General features: G+C 48.7%; 14 protein-coding genes. 4 read left to right on the top strand and 10 right to left on the bottom strand.

Features of this window, described 5'->3' with window-relative positions:
* Positions 1-98: 98 nt before the first annotated feature.
* On the top strand, positions 99-725 hold the full coding sequence (locus MHB82_RS15050) for an FMN-dependent NADH-azoreductase (RefSeq protein WP_095357994.1): 627 nt from the start codon (positions 99-101) through the stop codon (positions 723-725).
* A 97-nt stretch (positions 726-822) separates the two neighbouring features.
* Here MHB82_RS15050 and MHB82_RS15045 read toward each other — a convergent pair whose 3' ends face one another.
* From MHB82_RS15045 to MHB82_RS15030, 4 genes are all read right to left on the bottom strand, one after another.
* Positions 823-1,173, bottom strand: coding sequence for a hypothetical protein (locus tag MHB82_RS15045; protein ID WP_341175126.1), 351 nt, complete (start codon positions 1,171-1,173; stop codon positions 823-825).
* A 175-nt stretch (positions 1,174-1,348) separates the two neighbouring features.
* Positions 1,349-2,011 (bottom strand): class II aldolase/adducin family protein, encoded by a 663-nt coding sequence (locus MHB82_RS15040; RefSeq protein ID WP_341175125.1) that lies wholly within the window; start codon positions 2,009-2,011, stop codon positions 1,349-1,351.
* A 27-nt stretch (positions 2,012-2,038) separates the two neighbouring features.
* Positions 2,039-3,538, bottom strand: a complete 1,500-nt coding sequence (locus MHB82_RS15035; RefSeq protein WP_341175124.1) for a rhamnulokinase — start codon at positions 3,536-3,538, stop codon at positions 2,039-2,041.
* Positions 3,539-3,608: 70 nt separating this feature from the next.
* Positions 3,609-5,399, bottom strand: a complete 1,791-nt coding sequence (locus tag MHB82_RS15030; RefSeq protein WP_095357998.1) for an L-fucose isomerase — start codon at positions 5,397-5,399, stop codon at positions 3,609-3,611.
* A gap of 403 nt (positions 5,400-5,802) precedes the next feature.
* On the opposite strand from MHB82_RS15030, the gene MHB82_RS15025 reads away from it, so the two are divergent.
* Positions 5,803-6,834: a LacI family DNA-binding transcriptional regulator gene (locus MHB82_RS15025; RefSeq protein WP_095357999.1), complete on the top strand. Its 1,032-nt coding sequence runs from the start codon at positions 5,803-5,805 to the stop codon at positions 6,832-6,834.
* 107 nt (positions 6,835-6,941) lie between these two features.
* Here the strand turns inward: MHB82_RS15025 and MHB82_RS15020 are convergent, their stop codons facing one another.
* From MHB82_RS15020 to MHB82_RS15010, 3 genes are all read right to left on the bottom strand, one after another.
* Positions 6,942-7,835, bottom strand: a complete 894-nt coding sequence (locus MHB82_RS15020) for an NAD-dependent epimerase/dehydratase family protein (protein WP_095358000.1) — start codon at positions 7,833-7,835, stop codon at positions 6,942-6,944.
* 128 nt (positions 7,836-7,963) lie between these two features.
* A complete protein-coding gene (locus tag MHB82_RS15015) occupies positions 7,964-8,686 on the bottom strand; it encodes an SAM-dependent methyltransferase (protein ID WP_341175123.1) in 723 nt (240 codons plus the stop codon).
* Between the two features lie 30 nt (positions 8,687-8,716).
* Positions 8,717-9,697, bottom strand: coding sequence for a Gfo/Idh/MocA family protein (locus MHB82_RS15010; RefSeq protein WP_341175122.1), 981 nt, complete (start codon positions 9,695-9,697; stop codon positions 8,717-8,719).
* Between the two features lie 180 nt (positions 9,698-9,877).
* Between MHB82_RS15010 and MHB82_RS15005 the strand changes: the two genes are divergently transcribed.
* The gene (locus MHB82_RS15005) at positions 9,878-10,462 is read left to right on the top strand and encodes a bifunctional transcriptional activator/DNA repair enzyme AdaA (protein ID WP_095358003.1); all 585 of its coding nucleotides are present in this window, start codon (positions 9,878-9,880) and stop codon (positions 10,460-10,462) included.
* Complete coding sequence (locus tag MHB82_RS15000; RefSeq protein WP_341176638.1) at positions 10,462-11,280, top strand: SPL family radical SAM protein; 819 nt, start codon at positions 10,462-10,464, stop codon at positions 11,278-11,280. Before MHB82_RS15005 ends, MHB82_RS15000 begins: the two co-directional genes overlap by 1 nt.
* 106 nt (positions 11,281-11,386) lie before the next feature.
* On the opposite strand, the gene MHB82_RS14995 is transcribed toward MHB82_RS15000, so the two are convergent.
* The 3 genes from MHB82_RS14995 to MHB82_RS14985 all read right to left on the bottom strand — a co-directional run bounded on the left by MHB82_RS14995 (position 11,387) and on the right by MHB82_RS14985 (position 14,609).
* On the bottom strand, positions 11,387-12,493 hold the full coding sequence (locus MHB82_RS14995) for a Gfo/Idh/MocA family protein (RefSeq protein WP_110822122.1): 1,107 nt from the start codon (positions 12,491-12,493) through the stop codon (positions 11,387-11,389).
* Positions 12,494-12,592: 99 nt separating this feature from the next.
* A complete protein-coding gene (locus tag MHB82_RS14990) occupies positions 12,593-13,318 on the bottom strand; it encodes a ThuA domain-containing protein (RefSeq protein ID WP_095358005.1) in 726 nt (241 codons plus the stop codon).
* A 118-nt stretch (positions 13,319-13,436) separates the two neighbouring features.
* Positions 13,437-14,609 carry a Gfo/Idh/MocA family protein gene (locus tag MHB82_RS14985; protein ID WP_127540147.1) on the bottom strand — a complete coding sequence of 391 codons (1,173 nt, stop codon included), beginning with the start codon at positions 14,607-14,609 and terminating at the stop codon, positions 13,437-13,439.

The raw sequence follows: 14,609 nt of genomic DNA, 5'->3' as shown, positions 1-14,609 counted from the left end.
AAGCATAAAAAGAACTCTAGGGTGCATACTACAGCGGTCACTTTATCGTTTGAGGAGTTATGAATTCACCCAAATACATGACTGAGAGGAAGTATTGTATGCCAACCCTACTGTATATTACTGCCCATCCACATGATCATGAGACCTCCTTCAGTATGGCCACTGGTCAAGCTTTTATAGATGCATACCGGGAAAGCAATCCCTCGGATGAGGTTGTCCATCTCGATCTGTATCGTTCCAACATCCCGCATATTGATGCTGATGTGTTTAGTGGTTGGGGTAAACTCCAATCCGGCAGTGAACTCACTTCGGAAGAGCAGTCCAAGGTAAGCCGTCTGAATGAGCTATCGGATCAGTTTGCATCAGCTGACAAGTATGTTTTTGTTACTCCGATGTGGAACTTCTCATTTCCTCCAATCATGAAGGCTTACATTGACTCCATATGTGTGGCTGGCAAAACGTTCCGCTATACAGAGCAAGGTCCGATCGGACTTTTGACGAACAAAAAGGCACTGCATATTCAGGCCCGTGGTGGCATTTATTCCGAAGGTCCCGCAGCTCAAACGGAATCCGGGCATCGATATCTGAGCATCATTATGTCATTCCTGGGTGTACCCAAGCTGGATGGGATCTTCATTGAAGGCCACAACCAATTCAGAGAACGGGCGGATCAGATAAAACAGGATGCAATTGAACAGGCTCGAACTGTAGCGAAGCAGTTTTAATCATGAAATGAAAAAAGTAAAGCCCGCTATGCTCCCTTATTCGTACGAATGGGCACACAGCGGGCTTTTATTTTATATAATACCAGACGATATAAGTTTACTGTTGACCAGCACTGGCACGGCTTATGGTTTCAAGTTTGCGGGTAATCGCATTACGGTCCACTTTCAAGCCCCAGAGCATTTCAACGATTTGCTCTTTCTCTTCAGCGGAATCGGCATGTTTGAGCTGCATTAAGAGATCATGCATCTGTTCATTAATCCCTTCAAACTGGGTCCAGAGATCCTGGCGTACTTCTCGAGAATCCAAGTGACGATTAGCGTCCACCTCTTCTTTTAGGGCTTGCAGAATGGAGTTCTTCCACTCATCGTCACCTAACTGTATCGCTATGTTCAGGAGATCCAGATAATCGTCAACAAGAAGTGAGTTCAATTCAGCATGTGTTTTCATCGTTTATTGCATCCCCTTTTCGTCTATTTACCGAGTATTATACTCGGTTTTTCAGGATTTGCAATAGGTGTCGGAATAAGGTTCAGCTTTTTGCTTTTTATGTCGAATTATGACGAAATACTTTTGAATACACTCTATATTGGCACTCAATAACTCTATGAGGATACTCTTGGTATTATGACTTGAGCTGTTGCAGCAGCTGGACACGATACGCTTCACTCTCCAGAGATTGGATCTCCTTATATTGTTCAGCCGTAAGAACCCTTGGTTCTCCAGCTGCCTTGGCTATCATGTACACTTTTGCACTTTCCTCGACCACTTGAGTCCGATAATAGGCTTCACGCAAATTTTTTCCTGTCGTGACCAGTCCATGATTAACAAGAATGAGTGCCGAATGGGAGTCCACCTTAGCTGCGACTGCATCAGCCAGCAGTTTGGTCGTAGGTAGAACGTAAGGAACGAAACCGACGTCCCCTACAAGTGCGGATTGATCCGGAAAAAGGTGAGGCAGTTCATCGTACACGAGGCTCAGAGCGATCGTATATGCAGGATGTGTATGAACAATCGCTTGAATATCGGGATTCACGCGATAGCTGTACAGATGCATTAACACTTCTGAGGAAGGACGTGTTGATTCGGCTCGGGTCTCCCCTGTCCCGATATCAACCGCAATCCACTCCTCCGGTTCAATATCCTCAAGTGCATAACCACTCGGAGAGAGCAGCATCGTCCCTTCCGAACGGGCACTCAGGTTGCCTCCAGGTCCAACCACGAGACCCTGCGCTACCGATCTGCGGGCATATTTGGTCAGTTCTTCTCTTACCAGCTGTTCAGTCATGTGTTCCTCCACTCCCTTAACTTCTTTTTATTTCAATCCTTTCGTAAACCGCCCATTCAGTTTTTGATAGATTTCATAGGCTTCCTGCCATGGCAGGCTATCCTCTGGCTCATAGGTTTCCAACGTGAAGGAAGCGGCGGCAATCTCCCGGACCTCAGACAAACTGCTTACTTCGCCATGGGCCATGAATTGCAGCATGCAATTCCCGGCGGCAGTTGCCTCCACTGGCCCTGCTACTACAGGAATACCGGTAGCATTCGCTGTAAACTGACACAGTAAACGATTCTGAACACCTCCGCCTACCATGTGAATGACGCTCGGCCGGCTCCCCGTGACAAGTTCAAGTTCATCCAGTGTCTGCCTGAATTCCAGAGCCAGGCTTTCCAAGATGCAGCGTACAATCGCTCCGATGGTTTCCGGAGTAACCTGCTTGGTGGCACTGCACTGCTGGCGTATTCGTTCAGGCATATCACCCGGTGTTAGATATATCGCATCCCCCGGCAGGATAAAGCTTTGTAGCGCTGGAGCCGATGCTGCAAGGTGAACCAGTTCCTGATGGCTGAAAATATGGTTTTCCCGTTCCCACTGCCTTTTGCACTCCTGCAGAAGCCAGAGACCAGATCGATTCTTCAATATTCTTGTCTTGCCACTGACCGTCCCTTCATTGGTGAAACCCAGTCTTCGGCTGCGTTCATCCAGTACTGGCGAGTCGCGTTCCATGCCCATTAATGACCAGGTTCCACAGCTGATAAAGGCAAAATTCGAATCTGAAGCAGGAATGGCTGCAAGTGCTGATGCTGTATCATGTGAGCCTACAGCTATGACTTGCATGGGTTCGATCCTTAACTCCGCACACAGATCATCTGTTAACTGCCCCAGTACAGTGCCTGGCCGAATAATGGGTGGGAAAAGTGTTTCAGGTAAACCGAGTCGACCAAACAGGGATTCATTCCAGCGGTCCTCTCCGGCATGCAAAAGTCCGCTTGTGCTGGCAATTGTATATTCACAGGCCTGCTGTCCCGAGAGATAAAAGTGAAACAGATCCGGCATGAATAACATCCGCGTATCCGGACGTAATTCAGCGTTTTCCCGTAAGCTTCCAACCAATTGAAACACCGTATTAATCTGCTGAGGCAGGACACCCGACATGGTATACAGATCTTCGTCATTAACCATACGCAGCGTCTCTTTCATCCAATCGGCATTACGCGACTCCCGGTAATGACGTGGGTTCCCGCACAATTTTCCTGCTCCATCCACCAAGCCATAATCAACGCCCCAGGTATCCACGGCAATGGAACGAACCGGGTGAGTTAATCCCTGAGTCCCCTTTACAATGCCCTGTTTCAGTTCATGGAACAGTCTTAGAAAATCCCAATACAATCCGTCCGCAAGCTGAACGGGATCATTACTGAATCGATGTACTTCCTGTAACGCAAGCATCTCACCGTCAAAACTTCCCCTGACTACCCTGCCGCTTCCGGCACCATAGTCAGCAGCAAGCACATGGTTTGCCTTATTTCCCATCTCTCTTGCCTCCTCCTTTGGAAGAACGCCACATTCTGATTAGGCAGAATATGGCGTCTGACAGGATAGTCTAACGGTATAAAGGTCCAAACACGCTGCAAGCACGATAATCTGCACTTTCAGGTTCACTTGTTCCAAATAACCCCCATGCCCGTGGACGGAATATCTCGGACTCCGGAACATTATGCATACTCACCGGAATCCGCAAGATTGAAGCCAGGGTTAGGAGATCTGCTCCGATGTGCCCATATGAGATCGAGCCGTGGTTGGCGCCCCACTGGTTCATGACTTCATAAACGGAGGTAAACGCGCCTGTTCCTGTTAAAATCGGTGCGAACCATGTTGATGGCCAAGTCGGATCCGTCCGCTGGTCCAGCGTATTATGCACTTCATCAGGCAGATCCACGGTGTAACCCTGCGCGAGCTGCAGTACAGGACCAAGACCCTTAACCAGATTGAGACGTGTCATCGTGACGGGCATACCGCCTTTGGTCAGGAAGTCAGCGGAGTAGCCGCCCCCTCTGAAATATTCGACTGAGGCTGGTCTCCACGATGTCGACTGTAGGCAGCTCTGAACTTCTTCATCTGTAATCTCCCAGAAAGGCTTCAGAGCAGGATTACCGTCTTTGGATTGCTGCCCAGTGCCATCGAGTGCCGCGGAGCCCGAATTGATCAAGTGGAGAATTCCGTCCTTCGCTTTTCCCTCCAATTGGTGTCCTGTGACCCGTGCTACCGAATCCGGACTCCAATACGTCCGTACATCTGCAAAAATCTGGGCTGTATGAGTGAGCAGTGAGCCGAACAGCATGGACACACCATTCAGGCTGTCATTTTCTGTGGCGACCAGATAAGGGGAGCGCTTGCCATTCCAGTCAAAGGATGAATTCAGGATCGACTCCAGGAAATCGCCATTAGGCGAATGGTCCGTCCACTGCCGCTGACCCTGGAAGCCGGATACAATCGCGTGATGACCCATTGATTCTTCTGTAAAACCGAGTTCTGCCAATCTCGGATTACCGGCCATCAGATCACGTACGATCTGAGTCATTTTCACGACGGTTTCCCATTCATACTCTTTCCGCTTGCGGTCTGTTTGCAGATGGGTCGGGTTGTTATCCGGCCCTTCAATACAATTTTCTTTCACCCAAGCCAGTGCCAACTTATATTCTTCCGGATCATAAATTTCTTCCTCAATCCGCCGGGTCAGCTCGCTCATATCCACATATTCGTTCCTCATGCCGAGATATTCCTGGAAAAAAGAATCGTTCACAATGGATCCGGCAATCCCCATGGATACCGAGCCAATGGACAGATAGGCCCGCCCCTTCATCGTAGCGGCTGCAAGACCCGCCCGGCTGAAGCGAAGCAATTTCTCCCGGACGTCATCTGGAATGGTCGTATCCCCGCCATCCTGAACATCCTCGCCATAGATTCCGAAGGCCGGAATCCCCTTCTGAGCATGTGCAGACAGTACGGCTGCCAGATAGACTGCGCCAGGCCGTTCCGTACCGTTAAAACCCCAGATGGCCGTAGGGATGGATGGAGACATATCCATCGTTTCCGTACCATAACACCAGCATGGAGTAACCGTAATGGTGACTCCTACATTCGAACGATTGAACAGCTCTGCCGCCGCAGCTGCTTCGGCTACACCGCCAATACAGGATTCGGCAACGACGCATTCGACCGGGGAGCCGTCCGGATAACGAAGTTCTGCCGTAAGCAGCTCAGCTACCGATGTTGCCATCCGCATCGTTTGTTCCTCCAGGGATTCACGTACTCCCTTGCGTCTGCCGTCAATGGTGGGACGAATACCAATCTTGGGAAAAGCCTGTTTATAACGGTAATCCTGATGTGTCATACTAAAACGTCCTCCTTCAAGTGGTTTCTGGATAGGTACGAATTGATTTCACGTTGTCTTTCAGGATGCAGTTAAAGCGGTCAGACCTTGACGATGTAACCCCGATACCCGTTGGTGCGTCAGTCCTGGACAAGAGAGCAATTCATTAAATGAATGCGTTTACATATTCAAATTGAACAAAAGTCCACTTTATGTATGAATCACCATGATGAAGTCCTGTCTCTATGCAGGAACGGAAGTATAGAGCAAAAAAGAATGAGTACTGAGAATGGTTTTGTTGAAAAAAATGGTTCGTTTTGTATTTTGGGTTATCGGTAACCCTAACATAGCACGCGCCCATATTGCTGTCAATCGGCATTATCCTATAGAATGGTAAGACTATGTTATGAGAGGTTAGATTCTATTGATTACTATTTATGATATTGCCAAGAAAGCCAATGTTTCTGCCATGACGGTCTCAAAAGTGATTAATCAAACAGGTCGCATCAGCACGGCCACCAGGGAACGCGTACAGCAGGTTATTGATGAACTCGGGTATATCCCCAATTCGAATGCACGCAGCCTTGTACTTCAGCGAACACAGATGTTATCTCTGCTGATTACCGATATCACCAATCCATTTTATACGACACTCGCACGCGGCGCTGAGGATGCAGCTAACGCTCGTGGATATCGTCTGTTGTTCGGGAATAGTGATGAAGATTACAACAAGGAGAAAAACTACGTGGAGACGATTCTCTCCACGCGTGTAGACGGAGTCCTGTTTGCCCCTGCGGGCGACCGTTCCCTCGATCATCTACAGCAGTTACATGAGAGGAACATCCCGTTTGTGATCTTGGATCGCACAGTACCAGGAATCACATCGGATGTCATCGCGGGGGACAGCCGGCAAGGTGCACTTCTATTGATCCGAAATCTGACGGAACTGGGTCACCGCCGCATTGCGCTCGTTAACGGCTCTTCCGAGGTTTCTACGGCCAGATTACGTGAAGAGGGATATGCTGAGGGGTTACGTGAAGCAGGAGTTAAGGTTGATCCGAAGCTTGTCCTTCGGACAGGTTACCGTGATTTCAGTGATGAGGCTGGAATGGAACAGTTACTTACACAGCCGGATAAGCCAACGGCTATTTTTGCGGCCAATAATATGCTCGCGATTGGGGTCATTCGTCTGCTGCGTAAAAGAGGACTGCGTGTACCAGAGGACATCTCGGTCGTCTGTTTTGATGATCTGGATCTGGCTTCCGCTTTTGATCCTTTCCTCACTGTAGCAGCACAGCCTGCCTATGATTTTGGAGCCAAAGGAATGCATATGCTAATCGACAGAATTGAAGGCACCGCACCAACGGATCCGCAAACGGTCATTCTTCCATCCGAACTGCGTATCCGTGCCTCAGCTTCCGTACCATTAGGGCAATCGAAACCATTGGAATCATGATAGAATCCGTATGACTGGACTTAAATTAATATAAAAAAATACAGGACGCCAAGGAGTTACTCGCTCCCGTGCGTCCTGTTTTACCTTCATGCTTATACACCAAAAATTTAACCTTCGGACTGCAGAGCCAGTGCCACTTCACGTACGAGACCCGGAAACCAATCCATCAGTGCTTCAAACGTATATCCGGCCTGCTCTGCCTTGGTTGTGTCCATCGTCCACGATTCCGAGATACCGAAGGGGGACATATCCTCCTGAACGGTTTCGCGTAATACTTGGGACTGCATGCCTGTCACAGTCTCAATCAGGTCCATCATGGCAGACAGCGAAATGGATCCTTTCGAAGCGGCGTTTACAGGTCCGGTAATCGACGAATGCCCCAACCAGGCAAGAAATCTGGCTGCTTCCGTGGAATTGATAAAACCAATTTCGGCGTCCGGATTCGGCATGCCAATTGGCTTTCCTTTTTGCACATGTTCAATATGAAAATGCAGTCTTCTCGTATAATCGTCTATTCCGAGAACAATTGGAATTCTCATCGCCACGACAGGGAAACTCGCTTCCTGAAAAAACACAGCCTCCGCTAGCCGCTTGCCCTCTCCATACGAAAAGTCCTCGTGATTCCCGTATTTCAATGGATACGTGTATGGATCAAAATCCTCTTCCTTGAATCCAGGTTGAGGATCGCCATATACGGAGAGTGTTGATGTAAGCACATATCTTTGGGTACGTCCCGCAAAAGCTTCACACGCCGACTTTGCCGCATCCGGTGAGTAACAGATGTTATCATACACCACATCCCACTGGTCAATCTGTGCCACTTCAGCTAGAGATTGTGGATCCTCCCGATCCATCTTGATCCGGTTCACCTCCGGCCCGAAGTCCACGTTCGATTTGCCGCGCGTCGCAACGGTAATTTGCGATTTTCCTTCCCACAGCAAATGATCGACCAGACGTTTGCCGAAAAAGCGTGTCCCGCCAAGAATGAGTACCTTTTTCATCCGATAGACCTCCTACCCTCTTCTGGTGTTTCGTATATTATAGCGAGGTTTGCAATACTACAACAAATATACCCCGTAACTCAACAGTTAACCTGTGTTTCAAGGACGGAAAGACCTCTGATCATGACTCAGGATTCAGGTTTTGTAATTTTGAGCATCGTATGGGCTCCTTGCTGAAATTCATACGTCGTGCTGACTTCTGTAACACTGCATCCAAGGTTCTTCAGAAAGGACTTGATCTCGTCCATATGTTCATAGCGTTTCCCGGACAAGTCTACTGTAGGAAAAATTCGCAGCTCTTGTCTTGTAACGCGCAGCAATTCAAGAATAGTTCGCTCATGGAAGCTGAAGTCCAATCGATCAGCATACGTAAACAGAAAATGTGCAGATAACGTCATATCAAATTGTTCGTCAGTGAAAGGCAGCACGGGAAGCTCTGCATAGACATACTGCAAGGGAAAGCTCCTCATATCTGCCGTACAATCCCGAAGTGCACTCATTCTTGCTTGCTTCAAGCCATCCATTGAGCCGAAATAGTCCCATCTGTATCTGTCATGCACCTGTTCCAATTGCTCGATGGTGTGTTCAACGTCCTGCTGCCCTTTGAGTACCAATTTGTCGATTTCGTGTTCGTATGCGATATCTGCTGCCATGGAGTCCACACCATGCCTGCGGGCATAGCTGCTGAATGAACAAGCCCCACCCGGACAGTCCAGTATGGATCTGCCACGGAGATCTTCTGCTGTAAGGTTGAACATTGACATATATTCCTCATACGTTCGTCCAATAAAAATAATCTTCTCCAGTTCAAGACCTAAACTCTTGTTCTCATGCTGCTCTTCTCTACTCATCTCGTCTCAGCTCACTTTCCTGTCATTCCATTAATCGTTCGGGAAAACCAGACCAATCTGCTTGCGGATCTGATCCATCACCTGCATCGTTTCATAGGAGCGTTCATAGCTGTTCAGCTCGGATTCCTGTTTCCCCTGCTGAACGAGGTTAACGAATTCCTCCACCTCGTAATACATGGCTGGATAGGTCTGCTCAGCTGTCAACAGTTCAACCGTACCGTCATTGTATCGTATTTCCGCGTGTTCGGGGGAACCGATTTTATCAATGATTATGCTGCCGCGCTCTCCCATAATTTCACTTGGCACATGAGAGTTGGATATCTTGGAGTAAGTCACCACGGCTTCCATCCCTTCATAGCCTAGAAGTACACTGCCCTGTCCGTCGACGCCTGAATCCAGCATGATGGCTTGAGCTTGAACCTGATTTGGTGCTCCAAACAAAGTGATTAGCGGGTACAGACAGTACACTCCAAGATCCATTAAAGCTCCGTTTGCAAGTTCAGGCTTGAATGCATTAAGCACAACCCCCTCTTTGTACTTGTCGTAACGGGAAGAATACTGACAGTACCCCGCGATATATTTGCGTACAGGTCCAATTTTGTGCAGATGAGCCTGGACCATTTTGAACGTGGGAGCCAGCGTTGACTTCATCGCTTCCATTAGCAAAACGTTATTATCGCGAGCTGTGTTAATCACATGGGAAACCTCTGCAGCATTGGCTGCAAGTGGTTTCTCGCATAATACATGCTTGCCGTTTCTCAGGAACAGTGCAGTCTGATCAGCATGATATGTATTGGGTGTAGCAATGTAGACGGCATCAAACGTGTCACTCGCTGCCATCTCCTCCAGGTCAGTGAATCGATGCTTGGCGTTATATTGATCTGCAAATGCATTCGCCTTATCCTCTGTCCGTGAGTAGACAGCGGTCAATTCGAATCCCTTCACATGTGCTGCAGCTTCAAGAAGCCGTTCTGTAATCCAGTTGGTACCTACAACTCCGAAACGAACCATTATTACCTACCTCTTTCGTGAATGAATTTCGCATGTACTTCATCCTGCTCATTGTAGCATATTTCATTCCCTTGAACGGAAAGGATCGTCGTCTGCTTGCCATTGAAATCTTGCTTTTTCATGCGAGAATCTGTTGAACATCTTTCGTACAAGGGTATAATGTGTCGTGAGGTGATCCCTATGAAGCTTCGGGATAAACAAGAGCTCCCTTCTTTTTCATTAGACGAAACGCAATGGACAGCCATTATCAGCAATGATGCCTCCTATGACGGAAAATTTTATTATGGTGTCAGGACGACAGGTATTTTTTGCCGACCTTCATGCAAATCCAAAGATCCGAAATACGAAAATGTACTCGGTTTCCATAACCCTGAAGATGCACTGGCACAAGGCTTCAGACCATGCAAACGCTGCAAACCTACAGGACAGCGCGTTCCTGATCAGGAATGGGTTTCCGTCGTAACAAATTACATTAACCATCATTATTCAGAATCTCTTACTCTGGATATTCTTGCCCAGATTAGTCATGGTAGCCCGTATCATCTGCATCGTGTGTTCAAGCGGATTACGGGCGTAACTCCGGTACAATATATTCAGGACACACGGATGACCGAAGCGAAAAAATTGCTTGCGAGCGCTACACTCTCGATTTCAGATATCGGTCGCCAAGTAGGCATAACGAATCCGGCCTATTTCAGTGCTGTGTTTCGCAAGCTTACAGGGCAGACACCTGCTCATTACCGGGAACAGGAGCAACACCAATGATGAAGACCCAATATTTATATAAAACACCCAAGACCCTTTTGAACAAAGGGTCCGGTTTCCTTAACGGATATACCCACACGCTAAATCCCTATACAGGCTGTTCTTTTGGATGCTCTTACTGTTACGTCAGGCAAATGCCCGTTTCTTTGTTCCGCAAGCAGGATTGGGGAAGCTGGGTTGATGTGAAGCAGGAAGCGGCCAGCGTACTTGCCAAAGAGTTGAAACGTGCTCGCTCCAAAGGTAAAGTCACAATCTTTATGTCATCCAGTACCGATCCATATCAGCCTGTCGAATATAAAGAGCAAATTACACGTTCACTGCTCGAAGTGATGATACAGCATCCTCCGGATTTCATTCTGGTTCAAACACGCAGTCCTCTCGTCACACGGGATATGGACCTGCTGCAGCAATTGGGCGACCGGGTGCGTGTCAGCATGACGATTGAAACGGATCGGGATGATATTCGCAAGCATTTTAGTCCGGCTGCACCACCCATTCCCGGTAGATTACTTGCATTGGAAAAACTAAGGGATGCAGGTATAGCAACCCAAGTTGCGATTGCCCCTGTGCTTCCGAGCAGCGATAATTTTCCTTCCCTCCTTCGGCCTCTGGTTCAACGTGTATGTATCGATGATTACTTCATGGGCGATGGCAGTCAAGGGAAACGCACGCGCAGATTGGGCATGGAGTCACTCTATCAGGAGTTAGGCGTGGAAGACTGGTATCAACCTGAGGCCTATCAGATCGTTGAGGAACGGATGAGAAAGCAATTTACGGAACATGAGATCTGGATCAGTCAGGCGGGATTTGAGCCTTAAATGTGGTTTGCACGATCAATTTGTAAGATAAAAATGAACGAAGAGCCCTGCTTCCTTGAGCGGAAGACAGGGCTGTTTGATTTGTATTCATGCTGCGTATCCAAAATTATTGATCAAGACTATACAGAGCCAAACCTTCTGGCAGAGCAGCAGGACGTTGACAGGTGCTTCTCATTTTATAGAAAGTCTGCTCATCGGAAGAGTCATGGAATGCCCACATTGCTTCAAGCACATGGTAGGCAAGCTCTCCGCTCGCTCGGTGAGCGCGGCCGCTGTTAGCAGCATACGCCATATCAGCTACACCAATCCCGCGTGTATTTTCCTGATAGCCCGGAAGAAGAGGAACCTCCGTCCACTCCTGTTCACCCAGCAAACGGTAACGTACAGGGCCGCCAAATGTGTTAGGATCAGGTACCTGCAGCGTGCCGTGTGTGCCATAGATCTCAATCGGTGGCAGTGCGCTTCCCCCAAAAACATCAAAGCTCGTAATCAGCGTGCCAATAGCACCCTGCTCGAACTGCAATAATCCTGCCACATGCGTTGGAATATCAACGGGGATGGTTTGCCCTCTCTTTTTCTCACTTGTGATTGTACGCTCTTCCATCGCTTTGCCTGTCATGCCAGCAATGGAGCTGATCGGACCCAGCAGCTGCACTAATGCTGTCAGATAGTAAGGACCCATATCGAACATCGGTCCACCGCCTGAAGCGTAGTAAAATTCCGGATCGGGATGCCAGTGTTCATGCCCTCGGCTCATCATGAAAGCCGTAGCAGCTACAGGTTTGCCGATAACGCCATCTTCAACCAGTTTGAGTGAGGTCTGAATGCCTGATCCGAAGAACGTTTCAGGTGCGCAGCCTACCAGCAATCCTTTGCGCTTGGCTGTTTCCAGAACAGCCTGCCCTTCCTCGCGTGTAACGGCGAGTGGTTTTTCGACGTAGACGTGTTTCCCGGCTTCAAGAGAGCGTAAACATACATCTGCGTGGACAGCAGGAATCGTTAAATTGATAATCAGTTCAATCTCTGGACTAGCCAACATCTCATCTACCGTATATACATTCGGAACGTTATAGGCTGCTGCCTGCTCTTCAGCCCTCTTGCGGTCAATATCCGCTACGGCAACCAGATCTAGGATTTCGAAGCGGTGACAGTTTTCCATATAAATACTACTGATTTTACCACAGCCAATAATGCCAACTTTCATTGTTTTCATGCAGGTGGGCTCCCTTCAAGCGGATCGGAATTGTGGAATGCTGGTCAAGATTTGCTCACTTACGTATGTCCCTTGGTTTATCACAAAAAGTAACGGAAATTAAGTTTGGTTATCGGCCATGCCTGTGTACACTTCAGCTTTTTCACCTGTCTTATTATTGGCAACCGCCTTGCCTGCTGCAGTCCATTTGAAGCCACTGCGCATCATTTCAATAACTTGAGGCATCTCTACGATATCTGCATGATGACCGAGCGAGTTGTAGTACACACGGCCAGCACCCCAACGCTTCGTCCATACAACCGGCATATCCACTGGCCCATTCGCTGAATGGGGACCTTCCACAACCGGGAAACGAGTTGTTGCCAGTACTTCCACCGCAGGGTCAACGTGCAGGTAGTATTGCTCGCTTTTCACCTGAAAATCTTCAATGTGGTCCAGCAGCGGACTTGAACCGCGTTTGATGTTAACCGTATACTCCACGCCATCATTGCCCGGGTGTGCAACCCATTGACCGCCAGTCATAAACTGCCAATCGACATTGTTCCGGAACGCATCACACATCCCGCCGTGAATACCTGCGAGCCCAACGCCGCTCTGAACGGCAGCCGATACATTGTTGACCAGTTCCTGTTCAATCTGTCCCATCGTCCACAATGGAACGATCAGGTCGAGTCCCAGCAGTTTGTCGGCATCTGCATAGGCTTCCAATGTGTTCGAGACCTCAACTTCAAACTGTTCTTCCTTCAAAATGCGCTCAAAAATCGCTGCTACCTGCTCCGGTTCATGTCCATCCCAGCCGCCCCATACAATAAGTGCCTTACTCATCGCTTTATCACTCGCTTTCGGATAGTTTTATAGATTCTGCCTGTGTATCGCTATCACGCTGATCGTTTGATTCTCTTCATTTCGAATTCTCTAGCATGTATAAACAGCTAAACATTGCTCACATCTCATCAAGGGAAACCCAGCGCCGTTCTGTTACAGAACGTTCTACGGCTTCGAGCACAGCCTGGCAGGCAACACCATCATGGAAACTTGGTGAAGGCTGACGACCTTCAGAGATGGCTGTCACCAGCTCCAGCATCTCGTGTGTAAACGTGTGCTCGAATCCGATGGTATGTCCTGCTGGCCACCATGCCTCGGCATACTTATGCGCCGGATCTGTAGCCAGAACACGCCGGAATCCCTGAACGTCCTCTTCATCTTTCGTAAAATACACTTCCAGTTCATTCATTCGTTCAAAGTCAAACCGGACACTGCCCAGGCTGCCGTTAATCTCGAATGAATTTGTACTGCGGTGACCTGCTGCAAAGCGTGTAGCCTCGAAGCTGCCGAGCGCCCCGCCTGCAAACCTGGCCAGGAACAATGTCGCATCATCTACTGTCACTTCGCCCTTCGGTGCGTCCGCATTCGAGCTGCCTTTGGCACTGAGTCCAGTCATTTCGGAAGCAAGCGGCCGTTCCTTAATGAACGTCTCACTCATTCCAATGACTTCTTGGAACTCACCAACAAGGAAGCGTGCAAGATCAATTAAGTGTGCACCCAGATCGCCGTGCGATCCCGAGCCAGCCACTTCCTTTTGCAAGCGCCAGACAAGCGGGAATGATGGATCCATGATCCAGTCCTGCAGGAAAAACGCGCGGAAGTGATATATCTTGCCCAGGCGACCGCTCTGAACCAATTCCTTGGCAAGCTGCACTGCCGGGGAGAAGCGATAGTTGAAACCAACCATGTGGGCAACACCAGCATCTTCTGCTGCTTGAAGCATCTCTCTCGAATCGGCAAGCGACAAGGCCAGCGGTTTCTCACAGAACAAATGTTTACCCTGACGGGCAGCTTCCAGTGCAATCTCCTTATGTGCATCACTCGGAGCGTTAATATCAATCAGATCAATGTCATCGCGTTGTACCAATTCACGCCAGTCGGTTACACTTTCGGACCAGCCGAACTGGTTCGCTGCTTCCTGGACCCCTTTTTCATTCCGGCCGCAGATGACCGCCATTTCAGGCTGCAGTGGTGCTGACGGGAAAAACATTGGCAGACTGCGATAAGCATTGCTATGGGCCTTCCCCATAAACTTGTATCCTACCATTCCGACACGTAGACGTTGTGACAT

The sequence above is a fragment of the Paenibacillus sp. FSL K6-2862 genome, from assembly GCF_038005125.1.
Classification (GTDB): domain Bacteria; phylum Bacillota; class Bacilli; order Paenibacillales; family Paenibacillaceae; genus Paenibacillus; species Paenibacillus illinoisensis_A.
Note: the sequence above shows the minus strand (reverse complement) of the source record. Positions and strands in the feature narration are given on the sequence as shown.

Coding starts and splice junctions, on each gene's coding strand:
- MHB82_RS14985 (WP_127540147.1), bottom strand. CDS start 14,609: ATGTCACAACGTCTACGTGTCGGAATGGTAGGATACAAGTTTATGGGG.
- MHB82_RS15040 (WP_341175125.1), bottom strand. CDS start 2,011: ATGACTGAACAGCTGGTAAGAGAAGAACTGACCAAATATGCCCGCAGA.
- MHB82_RS15035 (WP_341175124.1), bottom strand. CDS start 3,538: ATGGGAAATAAGGCAAACCATGTGCTTGCTGCTGACTATGGTGCCGGA.
- MHB82_RS15000 (WP_341176638.1), top strand. CDS start 10,462: ATGAAGACCCAATATTTATATAAAACACCCAAGACCCTTTTGAACAAA.
- MHB82_RS15015 (WP_341175123.1), bottom strand. CDS start 8,686: ATGAGTAGAGAAGAGCAGCATGAGAACAAGAGTTTAGGTCTTGAACTG.
- MHB82_RS15030 (WP_095357998.1), bottom strand. CDS start 5,399: ATGACACATCAGGATTACCGTTATAAACAGGCTTTTCCCAAGATTGGT.
- MHB82_RS15010 (WP_341175122.1), bottom strand. CDS start 9,697: ATGGTTCGTTTCGGAGTTGTAGGTACCAACTGGATTACAGAACGGCTT.
- MHB82_RS15045 (WP_341175126.1), bottom strand. CDS start 1,173: ATGAAAACACATGCTGAATTGAACTCACTTCTTGTTGACGATTATCTG.
- MHB82_RS15050 (WP_095357994.1), top strand. CDS start 99: ATGCCAACCCTACTGTATATTACTGCCCATCCACATGATCATGAGACC.
- MHB82_RS14995 (WP_110822122.1), bottom strand. CDS start 12,493: ATGAAAACAATGAAAGTTGGCATTATTGGCTGTGGTAAAATCAGTAGT.
- MHB82_RS15005 (WP_095358003.1), top strand. CDS start 9,878: ATGAAGCTTCGGGATAAACAAGAGCTCCCTTCTTTTTCATTAGACGAA.
- MHB82_RS14990 (WP_095358005.1), bottom strand. CDS start 13,318: ATGAGTAAGGCACTTATTGTATGGGGCGGCTGGGATGGACATGAACCG.
- MHB82_RS15020 (WP_095358000.1), bottom strand. CDS start 7,835: ATGAAAAAGGTACTCATTCTTGGCGGGACACGCTTTTTCGGCAAACGT.